This is a genomic window from Lactococcus petauri (assembly GCF_023499275.1).
Taxonomy (GTDB): domain Bacteria; phylum Bacillota; class Bacilli; order Lactobacillales; family Streptococcaceae; genus Lactococcus; species Lactococcus petauri.
In genome coordinates this window covers 850,757-864,964 of the sequence record NZ_CP094882.1, presented here as the reverse complement: position 1 = coordinate 864,964, position 14,208 = coordinate 850,757, and the positions used below count along the sequence as shown (strand labels likewise).

Annotated in this window: 10 protein-coding genes; all 10 read right to left on the bottom strand. The window is 40.9% G+C overall.

What is annotated here, in order from left to right:
- Positions 1-39: 39 nt before the first annotated feature.
- Positions 40-930: an ROK family protein gene (locus lgb_RS04330; protein WP_019293544.1), complete on the bottom strand. Its 891-nt coding sequence runs from the start codon at positions 928-930 to the stop codon at positions 40-42.
- A complete protein-coding gene (locus tag lgb_RS04325; RefSeq protein WP_019293545.1) occupies positions 914-2,293 on the bottom strand; it encodes a glycoside hydrolase family 1 protein in 1,380 nt (459 codons plus the stop codon). The genes lgb_RS04330 and lgb_RS04325 overlap by 17 nt, the downstream gene beginning before the upstream one ends.
- Before the next feature lie 12 nt (positions 2,294-2,305).
- Complete coding sequence (locus lgb_RS04320) at positions 2,306-3,103, bottom strand: MurR/RpiR family transcriptional regulator (protein ID WP_019293546.1); 798 nt, start codon at positions 3,101-3,103, stop codon at positions 2,306-2,308.
- 9 nt (positions 3,104-3,112) lie between these two features.
- Positions 3,113-5,731: a glycoside hydrolase family 38 N-terminal domain-containing protein gene (locus tag lgb_RS04315; protein ID WP_019293547.1), complete on the bottom strand. Its 2,619-nt coding sequence runs from the start codon at positions 5,729-5,731 to the stop codon at positions 3,113-3,115.
- Between the two features lie 57 nt (positions 5,732-5,788).
- Complete coding sequence (locus tag lgb_RS04310) at positions 5,789-6,241, bottom strand: PTS sugar transporter subunit IIA (RefSeq protein ID WP_019293548.1); 453 nt, start codon at positions 6,239-6,241, stop codon at positions 5,789-5,791.
- Positions 6,242-6,255: 14 nt separating this feature from the next.
- Entirely contained in the window at positions 6,256-7,749 is a 1,494-nt protein-coding gene (locus lgb_RS04305) for a PTS fructose transporter subunit IIC (protein WP_019293549.1), read from the bottom strand.
- A 194-nt stretch (positions 7,750-7,943) separates the two neighbouring features.
- A complete protein-coding gene (locus lgb_RS04300; protein ID WP_017369576.1) occupies positions 7,944-8,681 on the bottom strand; it encodes an MIP/aquaporin family protein in 738 nt (245 codons plus the stop codon).
- A gap of 51 nt (positions 8,682-8,732) precedes the next feature.
- Positions 8,733-10,562, bottom strand: coding sequence for a type 1 glycerol-3-phosphate oxidase (glpO, locus tag lgb_RS04295; RefSeq protein WP_019293550.1), 1,830 nt, complete (start codon positions 10,560-10,562; stop codon positions 8,733-8,735).
- Positions 10,563-10,598: 36 nt separating this feature from the next.
- The gene (gene glpK, locus lgb_RS04290; RefSeq protein ID WP_019292543.1) at positions 10,599-12,095 is read right to left on the bottom strand and encodes a glycerol kinase GlpK; all 1,497 of its coding nucleotides are present in this window, start codon (positions 12,093-12,095) and stop codon (positions 10,599-10,601) included.
- Between the two features lie 159 nt (positions 12,096-12,254).
- Positions 12,255-13,937: a hypothetical protein gene (locus lgb_RS04285; RefSeq protein WP_019293552.1), complete on the bottom strand. Its 1,683-nt coding sequence runs from the start codon at positions 13,935-13,937 to the stop codon at positions 12,255-12,257.
- Between the last annotated feature and the right edge of the window lie 271 nt (positions 13,938-14,208).

The following is a 14,208-nucleotide window of genomic DNA, read 5'->3' as shown; positions in this document are numbered from 1 at the left end:
TTTCTTTTAAGTATATAGAGCGCTAGTTTTTTTGTCAAATCATCTCTGAGCTTTTGGAAAAATAGTGTAAAAATTTAAAGCCGCCCCAATCAGATTTGCATTGTTCATATAATGACAACTTTCAATTCTTGGCAGGATATGAGCTATATCATAGTTTTGAAGACGTTCTGCTAATTTTTTCTGAAGGATTTCTGGCAAATCTTTCCGCGCTGACATTCCGCCACCAATGATAATTGTATCTGGATCAAGCGAAACTTGGATATTATATAAATAATCAGAAATAATCTCCAGCATATTTTCGATAAGTAAAGTAGCTTGAGGATTTTTTTGATCCATTAAGTCATACAGTTCCTTACCTGAAATTTTCTGCCCTGTCTCTTTGGAATAAGTTTCCGCAGCTTTAACCAATGGTCCGGTTTCGCTAAAAGTTTTATGCTTCGTGTTTTTCATCAAACCGAACTCGCCAGCAAACAGATGCGCACCTTTATAAAGCTTGCGGTTAATAAAGATAGCTCCACCTACTCCTGTACCTATGACCAAAAAAACAGCATTCTGGGCTTCTTTTCCTGCACCATAATCAATTTCACAAATCCCTGCACAATTGGCATCATTTTCGATAGCTACGGGCAAGTCAAAGCATTGTTCAATTTCATCAAATATAGGACGGTTGTGCAGATAGGGTACGGCGCTGATTCCTTCAATCCTTCTTTTCGCTGTATTGACAGCGCCTGGAGACGATATCGCTATTCCTTTAAGCTGTGGATAGTCCTTGATAATACTGCCCATCTTCGCAGTAAGCTTTTCAAAGCTTTCAGGTGTTTTAAAAGAAGCATTATTTAGGATTTTTTCTCCATCCCATAAACCATATTTTACTGCTGTGCCGCCAATATCAAAAACGGCGAGCTTATGTCCATTATTCTTCATATCCATTATGCTCACTTAATTTCTTATACCAAAGTCCGCTCTTTTTCACGGTACGTTTATAATCGTCTTCCAAATCAACCCGATAAAAACCATAGCGGTTGCGATAACCATTCAGCCAAGACCAACAATCAATAAAGGTCCACGTGTGGTAACCAAAGCAATTGCTTCCTTCTTCAATGGCTTGATGAAGATAACTGAGATGCTCCTTCATAAACTCAATGCGATAATCATCTTGGATCATGCCTGAATCATCCATAAACCGCTCCTCATCAGCTACACCCATGCCATTTTCACTGACAAACCAAGGAAGATTATGATAGTCCTTTTTCATCATCATCGCTACATCATAAATGGCTTGCGGGTAAATCTCCCACCCACGATAAGGATTAATTTTCTTTTCAGGCCAATCATAAGGTTGGTAAAAATCATCTAAGGTTTTGGCGGGGAAGCTCGCATCCTCAGGTGCTTGAACGCGACTTGGTTGGTAATAATTTAAACCGATAAAGTCCACCGTATTCGCTGCTACATCTTTTTCATCTTCTGGCAATGTTTCAGGTAAGAGTTGGTTATTTTTGAGAAGTTCAACCAAATCACTGTTGTGTTTTCCAAGCACCGCAGGATCAAGAAAGCTTTTTATATTGACTAAATCAGCGGCTTTTTTAGCTTTTAAGTCTGCTGCTGACTGACTGCGCGCATAGCTCGGAGATACATTCAGAATAATACCGATGGATCCTTGCGGCATAAGTTCTCTAAAGGTTTGAACAGCTTTTACGTGTGCCATTAAGGTATGATAAGCCACTTGAACAGCTTTTTTGATATCGACAATTGCAGGATAATGAAAGCCTTGTAAATAACCACACTCCACATGAACCATTGGTTCATTGAAAGTCGTCCAATCATGGACTAAATCACCAAAGCATTCAAAAGCTTTTTGGGCATAAAAACGAAAAGCCTCAACAGATTCTCGTGTTTCCCAACCGCCCTTATCCATCAACCACATGGGCATATCAAAATGAAAAAGGTTAATTATTGGCTTGATACCATTTTCTTTCATCTTTGTAAAATAATCTCTATAAAAATCAACCGCCTGAGGATTGAGTGTTTTTCCATCAGGAAGTAGTCGTGTCCATTGGATAGAAGTTCGAATCGAATTAAGCCCGATAGCTTTCATCCGTTGGCAATCCTCTACGTAATTTTCGTAAAGATTAGAAGTTGTTTCCGGTCCTTGGTTTTCATTAAATTTTTCAGGATTTTCTTTAAACCAGTAATCCCATGTAGAAGCAGATTTCCCCTCTTTTAGAGAATAACCTTCAGTTTGTGGGCCGGATAAAGCTGAGCCCCACAAAAATCCTTCAGGAAATTTTTTCATATTTTAACCTTCTTATTTTTTATTTTTATGTAAAATTTCTTCAGATTTTATCCATTTCTTTACAGAATCAGAAAAGAGATGAAGATAGCGTTCGTAAAGTATGTCTAATTGAATCAAAATCGGAATTTGTGGTGAGATATTACCGATAGATTCTTCATGTGTCAAGCCCGCTGAAATTAGTGTAATATCTGCTTGTTTAATCAAATCAGAATTAGGATTGGAAGTAATCAGTGCTATCGGAATATTTTTTTCCTTTGTTATGGTCATCGCTTCAAGAAGGTTGCTGTCTATTCCTCTCAAGGAGGCCACGAGTATCATTTCACCCTCACGGGCAAATTCTGCTGACATTAAGATTGACTTTTCCTCTGAAATGACACGAACATACTTGCCAAACCGTGAAAATTTGAATGAAAAATCAGCTCCTGTATAACTGTTAAAGCCCTTTCCAAAAAAATGAATGATGTTATGATCTTTTATTAAAGCGCACAGCTTGTCCACTTCCACCTCGGAATAAGCATTGTCACTTCGTGTGGCTAAGGCATGGTAAATAGCTGTCACTGCCGATGAAATCGATGGCTCTTCTTTTTTATCCAAGGAAAGGTTGTACAAAAACATGAGTTCCTTGTAATTATCCAAACCAATCTTTTTACAAAAGCGAGTAATCGATGCCTTTGATACGGCTAGTGTTTGTGCTAATTTATCTATATTCAGCGGTGCCTTTTTACTGATAAAATAGTTGGCTATAATCTCCTCAACATAAGTTAACTCCAAACGGTGCGATTCAATTAATATGAAAATATCTTCCTTCATGATTTTTCCTCAATCTATGAAATGAACAGTTTTAATCTGTCCTGCTCTAAAATCTCCCAGATTAATTTTACTATTTTTTTGTCGTTCGGTCAGCGCGATTCCCTTAAGGTCCACAAACTCATAGCGAAGCTCCTGCTCTGACAGAATAAAATTCTCACCCTGAACAGCTTGGGTACTTGGATTATACACCCGTAAGTCCCAACCGCCGTAAAGCTTATTCTTACGGAGTGAACTAAAGACAAGGTCAGGCGCTTTCAAGCTGATATTTTGGGGACTGCAAATTTTTTCTTTCAAGGTATTTGACACAAAATATTTTAAAGTCGTTGTAAAAAGATTTAGACTCTGAATTTGATAGAAATGCAAGGATAAAGCATAATCAAGGTAACTTTTAGCAAGTCGTGCGGGGTTATAATCCTGTTCTAAACTTATGGCAAATTTGAATGTTAATTTTTCCAACAATTGGCTATCAGGTGTTGGGATGTACTTAAAAGCATTACCAGAAGCTACACCTGGCCTTCTGAGCAAATCAGGCCGTCCTAAAAATCCGACACTTCGAAAGAGGGTTAAAGCTAACTGATGGTGATTTTCCCCGATTAATTGATATTCTTTGATTCCTTTGGCAAAAACCGTCCAACTGTTTTTATCATCGTGAACATTAACCCATTTTAGCATGGGGTAAATAGCTGTTGGTTCTTCACGCCAGCCGATTTCTTGCCAGTCTTTCAAATGCGGATCTTCTGCTTCACGCTTCACTGTACCAAAAGGCGTATCTGTGTAAGAATATTGATTAGCAAAAGGAAGATTGATGACTGCACGCATACGATGGTCCAGCGCTTGATTATCAATCGTCAAATGGCATTCGAGATGCTTGCTCCCTTTTTTTAAGGTAATTTTTAATTCGTAGTCTTGTTTTTGTTGGCAAATGCCTTCTGCACGTTCTTTCAAATCCTTGGGAAGGTCCCAAGTACCAGTCAATAATAACTCTTGATAATGTTCCCCACAAAAAGTACTATTTTTACTTCCTTCAAGTGTCAAATCAAAGACACGATCTGCATGAGCTGGCGAGTAATCGTAAGTATCACCTTCATCACCACCATCTTCAAAAGATAAGATGTTGTCATAACTTTGCTGCATTTTCTTATCAAATAAATGAAGCTGTCCTATTTCATAGCTCAGCTTGTAGTAATCATTTTCAATATAATCTTGCTTGTCTTCGCTGATGACCATGCTTGACTGTTGACTTTCTTCAACGAAGTAATTCACAAAACTAAGCGCAGGAACCGTAACTTCTACAGCCAGTTCATGAATATAATAATATTTATCCGGATCTTGAGCAGTTTCTTCGCGTCTGATTTCACCAGAATATTCTTTATTTCTTGCCAGAACATCAAAACTTAGCGCTTCCCCTGCCGTGTTTTTCAGTTGGATATCTTTAAACTCAGTAGAGACATTAATTTTTACTGTTTTAGTTACTTCCCAAGGCAGGGTATTAAAAATGCTGACTTGGTGGTCACAAACTTTTTTCTGTGACTCACTGATTTTTCTGGTCAAGTAGTCGACTATGGAATAAGACAGTTGGTCTGCTTCGATAAAGCGTTCACGAATAATACGATTGGTTTTATCGCTATTACAGCCGCCCGCACTGTCGTGGGCTTGATTTTTTGCCAGCAATTTCCAGATTCTGTCAATTAAACCCTGCTTGTTAGCAATCCCAAGTTTTTCAGCCATAAGAACGAGTGGTTCTACTTGATAAATCATCCGTCTTTCCAGCTTATCATTCAAATACTTATGGTCGTAACGTGAAGAATAAATCGAGCGATGGATTTTCGAGACTGAGCTGGAGATAAATTCCCCTTCAATTGTGGTCAGTTCCTCTTTTTCGAGTTCGGAGAATAGCTCCTCATAGTTGCTTTCTTTTAACTCATAGCCACTCAGTTTCTGGTTGTAAAAATCAATCCGCTCACGTAGGTTAAAATCTACATAACGTTGGTCTCCTCCTACAGGTAAAACGAGATGTTGCCCCACAGCACCGTCGTCAATCTGCGTCATAAGTTCTTGGGTTTGGTCACTATGAATAAGTCCAACGCCGACAAAATAACCATCCTTAATATTTGCGGCTAAAACTTTTGAACCATCTTCAGCTTGCCAATAAAATTCGCGGTCCCTTGTTTTTTCCTGCGGCAATCCACGCCAAAAGACTGTACGATCAATTCCTAAACCTTGATATATCTTAGGCATATCTTTGCTCTGGCCGAAAGAGTCTGGCAGGTAACCGATATTCATATAACCACCCAAATCTTCTGCTAATTCCATTCCCAGAGTCAAATTTCTCACGATTGACTCGCCACTTATGATGAGTTCATCTGTTTGAGTATACCATGGACCAATCCAGAGTTTTCCAGCTTGAACCAGCTTTTTGAGTCGTGTTTTTTGTTCAGGGAAACTTTGAAGGTAGTCATCCAAAATGCTCACTTGCCCATCGAGGAGATAATAAGAAATTTCATTATTCTCCAAAGCGCTCATTACTTCATCCAAATGATAAGCCAACTGGACGAAAGATTCATTATGAGTAAAATACCATTCTAAATCCCAGTGTGTATGATGAATGACGTGTACTTTTTTCTTCATTTTTACTTCCTTATTCATTTTTTCAAAAGGCCAAATCAAGATGATTTGACCTTTGAGTTAAAAATCAATTTTATCTATAACGGCAGTCAGATTATTCGGGTCTTTCTCTGATAAAATGTCTTCACGAAATTGATCGTCAATTAATTTTCGAGCGATTAAGCTCAGCAACTTCAAGTGCTCAGTCGCACCTTCCTCGGGAATCGTAAGTGCCAAAGCAACTTTCACGGGTTTGCCATCCAAAGCATTCCAAGGAATTTCATTGGCAAATCTAACGAAAAACATGCCCGGCTTTAAGTTCGTTTTATCTTTACAATGAGGAATGGCGATATGGTCTTTAAACCCTGTTGTTGCTTCTGCTTCTCGCTGTTTTAGGCCTTCAAAATATTCGGCTTCATTGTCCACAAAGCCTAGAGAATACGCAAACTGTGCAATAACTGCAAAGGCTTCTTCCTGTGTACGTGCGCTTGTATCGAAAAGGATATGTTCTTGATTAAAAACTTCTTTGTTCATCTTTATTCACTTTCTTATTTTGCTTTAGCTTTTACTGGCTTTTTGAATTCAATACCTCGTGTAAATCCAATCAATAATGCGGTGGTCAAAATACCTGCACATACGCACAAAATCCATGTTACAAAAGGAATCGGTTGCTCAATATAACCAATAAAGGTCCCCAGAGGCGAGCCAATACCGCCATAAAATTTCGAACCAGTAGCTGAGATAAGTCCGCCCGCAACAGCTGAACCTACGACGTTTGAGAAAATCATTCGTACAGGATGTGCTGCCACAAATGGAATAGCTCCTTCAGTGACACCGACAATTCCCATACCGAAGGCTGCACTGGCAGCAATTTTTTCATCTTTTGAAAATTTATTTTTAAATAATATCGTAGCCAACCATACACCTAAGGGTGCTACCGAAATCGCTGCTTGTGTTGCTGTACCAGGTACAAAGTTTGCACCTTCAATACCGTATTTTGTCATTGTATCGGTAAATATCGCTGTCCCAAACACTAAAGCCGTTTTATTGATTGGTCCACCCAAGTCAAACCCAATCATTGCGCCACAAATGGCTCCGATAATGATTGGTGCACCTGCGAAATTATTATTTAAGTTGGTTAACCCATCATACATGGCATCCATCCCCACTGAGATTGGATTTCCGATGATATAAAGCACGATCAAGCTGATAACTGCTGTTGCAATAAAAGGAATAATCATAATTGGCACGATTGGCATAACAATTTTAGGCCATTTTATTTTTTTCAATCCTTTGACCATATAGCCAACAATGAAAGCCACAATAATAGCACCAATAAAACCTCCACCTGCTTCAGTTCCTAAAAATTCTGGGTCATTAACAAGATAAGCACCAATCATGGCAGGAGCTATTGCGGGTTTGTCTGCAATGGAATTTGCTACAAAACCAGCAAATAGTGGAATCATTAGTTTAAAACCCATCTGCCCAACATAAAAGAGTTTTTCCATGAGGAAGCCCATTTGTGTCGTATTGTCAAAACCCCACTTGACAATACGTCCTAGGTCGTCTCTTTGAAAGGCATAGAGATTGGCAATGGTAAGGAGAAGACCGGCAGCGATGACCATTGGCACCATGTAAGAAATACCACTCATCACATGGGTCAGAAAAGTAACCTTATCTTTATCATTACCAATCTGAATATTCCCTACCTTGCTTCCTTTCTTGCCAAAAACTTCAGCTTCAGCGAATGCTTTTTTTATCAAGGCTTCCGAATCTTCAATTGCCGGAATAGATTTTGTAACATAAAGAGGCTTACCTGTGAAACGAATCGGATCAATCTTAATGTCTGAGGCAACAAGTACAAGATCTGCGTTTTCGATCTCTTCAGGAGTTAAGACATTCTCTGCTCCAATAGCTCCATTTGTCTCTACTTTGACCTCATAGCCCATTTTTTTAGCCGCTTTTTCGATAGATTCGGCGGCCATATAGGTGTGCGCTATTCCAGCAGCACAGGCCGTAACGGCTACTATTTTTTTCGACATTTTGTTTCCTCCAAAATTTTTCTTTTAGTTTTGTTATATTTGTAATATAGCACCTCTTATTTTCAAAAGCAAGAGAAAATAAAGCGTTTTCTTTATTTAGTTTTTATTCCCATAAGCTGGAGGATTACTGGTATTTTTTTCATACAAAAAGAGCTAGATTTTTGTCTAACTCTGCTTTTATCTAATATTTCAATTTATTTACTTGCAAATTGAATAACCATGTTAAAGAGAAGGGCACCTAAGCTACCGCCAATGATTGGACCTACAACAGGAATCCATGCGTAAGACCAGTCAGAATCTCCTTTGCCCTTGATAGGTAAGATAGCGTGCATGATACGAGGACCTAAGTCACGTGCAGGATTCAAAGAGTAACCGGTTGTCGCACCAAGTGATAAACCAATGGCTGTGATGATAGCACCGACTAAAAGAGGTGAAACACCAGAAGTTTGCGTAATGGCATATTGACCAAAGGCCAGAATACCTGTCGTTAAGACTGCTGTTCCAACAATTTCACTGATTAAATTCGACCCCGTTTGACGAATGGCTGGGCCTGTAGAAAATGTACCTAAGATATCTGCTGGATTTTTAGTTTCAGCATAGTGAGGGTAAAACATCAGGTAGAGGATAATGCTGGCGACCATTGCCCCAAGCATTTGGGCGATAATATAAGGGAAAACCAAACTCCAGCTAAAGCTACCAATCATTGCCATTGCAATCGTTACTGCTGGATTTAAGTGGGCAGGCGACATAAATCCGGAAATGTAAACCCCCATCATTACTGCAAAGCCCCAACCGAGTGTGATAGCAACCCACCCTGCTCCTGTTGCTTTCGTCTTGTTCAGAACAACGCCTGAAACTACACCGTTACCAAGAAGGATTAAGATAAATGTGCCTAAAAATTCACCGAGTAATTGTACCATTTCTGAGTGCATATTGACTCCTTTTTCTATATTTTATTTGTTTCAATCATTTTTGGGATTATTTTACTTCTTCAAGTCCGACAAGTCAGATTCACGAAGTGCTTCTTCCAAAGCTTTTTCTTGTTCTGCTTTTTCTTCTGCAGACCAGCCGAGGTATTCCGCCATGGCATTAACAACATGTACCTTGATAGCATCTACACCTTCACGCATAAATAAAATATGGTTGGTACGACGAAGCAAGTAATCCACTGGCGTCAAGATCATTTCATCTTCAAGCGCATAACGTAAACGTGCTGATTCGGCGAGAGATAGACCTTCATATGGCTCCATTTCAGAAGCATAGGCAAACACTTGGAGGGCGTTCATGCCATAAAAGTCCGCGATGTATTTTGCTTCTTCTTCTGTAAGTCCTGCAGCAACACCAACTTTCATGTTTTCAGCAACAACTTCTTCAACCTTAGTTGGGTCAAATTCACCACCAGAGATTTGGTATTTTTTAGAGTCAATAGGTTCATAGTTCAAACCAAAGTCCTCCTCAAACAGTTGGCAGATAAGCTCCATCGCACCCGCTGCCATTTTACGGTAGTCCGTGATTTTACCGCCCGCTAGAGTAATCAAACCATCGCTCTCGCGTTCGAGGGAACTTCCACGAGATACGGAAGATGGTGCATCTCCTTTTTCGGAAAGGCTTGCTTCCATATTGTTCAACAAATGCTCTACTTCGGCTTTTGTTGCTGTTTTATTTTTATAACGGAGCACCGCCTCAACGACAGCGTTAAAGCTGGTTTCAGAAACCGCACCATTATCCCCACCGTTATAGTCTGAACCAGAATTTCCACCTAATAATGGGCGCAATCCAGCCCATGAAGCCTCAATGTCATTAATCGTGATATTTGCTTCAGGGTAGCGGAAATTAATGACATCCAAGAGGTAATCCACATCTTCTTGGGTTACTTTTGGATCAGTAAAGTCGCCATGATAATCTGTATCTGTCGTACCAAAATAAGTTTTATTTTCACGGGGAATAGCAAAGACCATACGTTTATCGTGTTTGCCTGTGTCAAAATAAGTTGGTTGTGGTACAGGTAGTTTAGCCGCATCCACTACCAGATGTACACCTTTTGTTGGACGCATTTTTGGCACGATAGGACGTGTGAAGTTCAGATAACGAATCTTATCTACCCAAGGACCACTTGTGTTAATCACAAGTTTAGCTTTAACTTCAATGACTTGGTCTGTCAACAAATCACGCGCACGAACACCAGAGATTTGTCCATCGGTATAGGTAAAATCAATCACTTTCATCTTGCTAATGGCTTGCGCACCGTCTTCTACGGCTTTCTTGATATTATCAATTACCAAGCGTGCATCATTGTTACGATAGTCAAGATAAACACCAGCTCCTTGTAACCCTTTTTTCTTGATGAGTGGCTCACGGCGCAATACTTCTTCTGGGGAGATAGTATAGTTAGCATATGGTGAGTCTTCATCCACACCGGCCAAACGGTCATACAAATCCATCGCAATTTTCACAGAAAACATATCAAAAGTTGTCTTGCCTTCATCATCGTAGATAGGAAGTAACATCGGATCTGGCTTAGGAATATGGGGCGCAATGCCTTGAACAACAGCACGTTCTGAAACTGTATCAGAAACGACTTCGACATCGAAGTTTTTGAGGTAGCGGATCCCTCCATGCACGAGTTTTGTCGAGCGTGAGGATGTTCCTTCTGAAAAGTCCTGCATTTCAAGCACGGCAACTTTCATGCCAGCTGCCGCTGCTTGTAATGTCAATCCAGCACCAGTGATTCCCCCTCCGATAACGAGTAGGTCCATCTCTTCATTTTGAACTTTTGTGATTGCTTCTTGTCTTGTTTTTTTAGAAAAAGCCATTTCTATTCTCCTTTTAGGTTACTGTCTAATTGCTTATTATTTGAAAGCGCGTGTCGCATTCACGGCTTTTTTCCAACCGGCATAGAGTTCTTCTCTGCGTTCTTCTTGCATCTGAGTTTGGAAAATTTTGCCCGGTTCATAGGATTCTTTAAGTTCTTCTAAGTCTTTCCAGAAACCAACAGCTAGTCCTGCAAGGAAGGCTGCACCAAGTGCTGTTGTTTCCAAATCACCCGCACGTTGGATTGGGATATTCAGGATATCCGCTTGGAACTGCATCAAGTATTCATTGTTTGCAGCGCCACCGTCTACCTTGAGCACAGACATATCGATTCCTGTATCTTCTTTCATGGTGCTGACTACATCACGAACTTGATAAGCTATCCCTTGTAAGGTTGCTTTCACAATATCTTCTTTTGTTGTTCCACGTGTCAAGCCAAACATCGCACCACGCGCTTCTTGGTCCCAATACGGAGCACCAAGGCCGACAAAAGCTGGCACCACATAAACTTCATCTTGACTCCTAGATTGGAGTGCCACTTCTTCGGAATCACTGGCCCGCTCCAACATTTTCAAACCATCACGTAACCATTGGATAGATGAGCCTGCGACAAAGATACTTCCCTCTAAGGCATAATAAACTTTTCCGTTAATACCATAGCCAATCGTTGTCAGCATGTTATTTTTCGAAATATGTGGTTTCTCACCTGTGTTCATGACAATAAATGAACCTGTACCATAGGTATTTTTAATCATCCCGGGCTCAAAGGCCATTTGACCAAATAATGCAGCTTGCTGGTCTCCCGCCATACCAGAGATTGGTACTTCAGAGCCGAAGAAATGGAAACCTTTGGTTACACCGTAAACTTCTGAGTTGGACTTAACTTCTGGAAGCATTGAAGCTGGGATATTAAGAATTTTCAGGATTTCTTCATCCCATTTCAACTCGTGAATATTGTAGAGCATCGTACGGCTGGCATTAGAATAGTCGGTATAGTGTGCATCGCCATCTGTCAACTTCCACAAGAGCCATGTATCGATGGTTCCAAAGAGGAGCTCGCCGCGTTCGGCACGCTCTTGTGCACCCTCTACGTGATCCAGGATCCAACGAATCTTTGTGGCTGAAAAGTAGGAATCAACAATAAGTCCTGTCTTTTTATGGAAGAGTTCATCATGCCCTGCTTCTTTAAGACCATTGGCAATGTCGGCAGATTGACGAGATTGCCATACAATGGCATGATAGATGGGCTTGCCTGTCTTTTTGTCCCAGATAATGGTTGTTTCACGTTGGTTAGTGATACCGATACCGGCAACCTGTACAGGTTTGATACCAGATTCGATAAAAGCTCCTGCTATAACAGACTGAACAGAGTTCCAAATCTCGTTGGCATCATGTTCGACCCAACCTTCTTTAGGAAAGTACTGGGTGAATTCCTTTTGGGAACTGCCAATGTGTTTACCCTGTTTATCAAATATAATAGCTCTTGAGCTTGTCGTACCTTGGTCAATTGCCATAATGTAAGAAGTTTCTGTCATGTTCGTTCTCCTTTGTAAACGCTTTCTATATTTCATATTATAGCATTTAAGGAGAATGAAATACTTTCATTTTTTAAGAAATTCTAAAAAAAATTGGCAGTCAAAGCAAAAAAGAGCTTTGGACAGAGAAAAACTCCCCAGCATTTGGGGAGTTTAGAGTTATTGGTGGATGATGAGGGCGGGGCGTGCGCCACCTTGGTTATTTCGCAGCTCCTGAGGGGAATTAAACGTATCAAATCCTCCAAATACAGACCAAGCCGCTCCTTCGCGCATTCCCGGTTCAGGGGATGGTGTACGTGTCCACCACCAGCTCCAGCCTGACTCGTAGGGATAACGAAGCCCCCCGACAGCGTAGCTGATACGATCTTGTATATTTATAAAACCTCTCCCTCCTTGAGCTGACAAACGATTCACATCTGCTAAAGAAAGAGCAAAGGCACGAGGGACACCACCTTCAGATTCGGGCACAATCTCTGTTAAATCTGCTGCGACTACGGGGTAATCATCCAAATTAGTGATAAGCCAACCCCCTCCTATACCAAAACGTAATCCTTCCGTACTCATAGGGTCAACCGGATTATATTGTCGCGCTTCTCCTGTAATGAACTCCTTGCGAACTGGCTGAACGATTGCCCGAAGGTCGGCTGGAATTTCATCTCTGAACCATGTTTCGATACGTTCATCTTGTTCATTCCAAGAAATATTACGAATAGAACGGTTATGGATAATCAAGTGATTGCCATCGCCTCTATTTTCAAGATAGCGAAACTCTTCTGAATCTGTTTGATTACCCACAGTGAATATCCTTCTAGCTGCTTGTCTCATTTCGCTAAAGGTAAAGTCTCTTAGCGGAGCAGGAAATAATGGCGAAGCATTGCCATCAGCACCGACTCTGATACGGTCAAGAAGTTGATATAAATCCCCAGAAGTTGGTTCTTCCGTGAAGCGCTCTGCACTGACATTGATTAATTCACTGTCGACGTGGATAGCGTAATAGTAAGAACCTTGAATAGCACGAGCCGCATCTTCCATGCGTGCCTCATCTATCAAGTAAGAAGTCGCTTGTCCGGGGTTAAGTCTATTCGCCCAGTAAGCCCAGCCGGTCGCTTCGTCCATGACCCAGAAGTTCCCGATTTGCTGGTGTTCATGAAGTCCTCTCCATTCTTGGAGCGTGATAGGATTTCGTTCTTGGCGGAGGTTCTGGGAAGTTGTGCGTGTGCCCTCTGTAGAACCTGGCCAGACGATGTCATTTTGTCCATTAGTGTAGGAGACATTGGCTTGCCAGAAATTATCTGTGCCATTGCTGGGATGAGTGGCACCTCTTTCAAGGTAGTCTTGCGCATCACCGGCAGCAGCTGTCGTCAAATCTGTACTATCATGATTAAAGGTGGGCAAGTACCAAGGTTCCTCTTGGTTGTCACGTTCCCAACCAAAGGTGAGAGTGGAATATTGGTTAAAGTTAGATGAACCATCAACAGCTGAACGGCTATTAATATCACCTGCTTCTGGTCTATAGATGGTCCAAGTTCTCGACTCATGACGATCACCGCCTGCCACTTGTGTCCAGCCTGTCTGACCGCGTTTTTGATACTCCATGAACTCCGACAGACGAATTCTTGCCATGATGGGTTCTTGACCGTAATTTTCGACAAAGACATCCTTATTTTCTGTCTGACGGTGGAAGTAATCATGCACCCGAGCGCCAACTGGTGCTGGATTTTCCCGCAAACGGTCATTAATAGCTTGTTGGTTAAAGGCCGCAAAGGCAAAAGTGCCCCCAATCAAGCCAACCAATACCAAAAGGGCGATATTGCGCAGTCTGTGTTTTTTATCCGCATTCATAAGCTTCTCCTTTCTTCAAGGTAGAAAAAACTTAGAACTGTGGGACGGAAAATTACCGTCTGCTCTGCTCTGCTCTGCTCTGCTCTGCTCTGCTCTGCTCTGCTCTGCTCTGCTCTTGAATTATAGACCATCACATTACCTCGTCAAGTGTTTTAGTTATTTAGGTAACTTTGTTAACATTTATATAATACAATTGTAATTTTTTTCTTAGTAAATACAAAATCATATCCTCAGCAACACAAAAAGAGGGATATGTCCCTCTTGCTCTGAT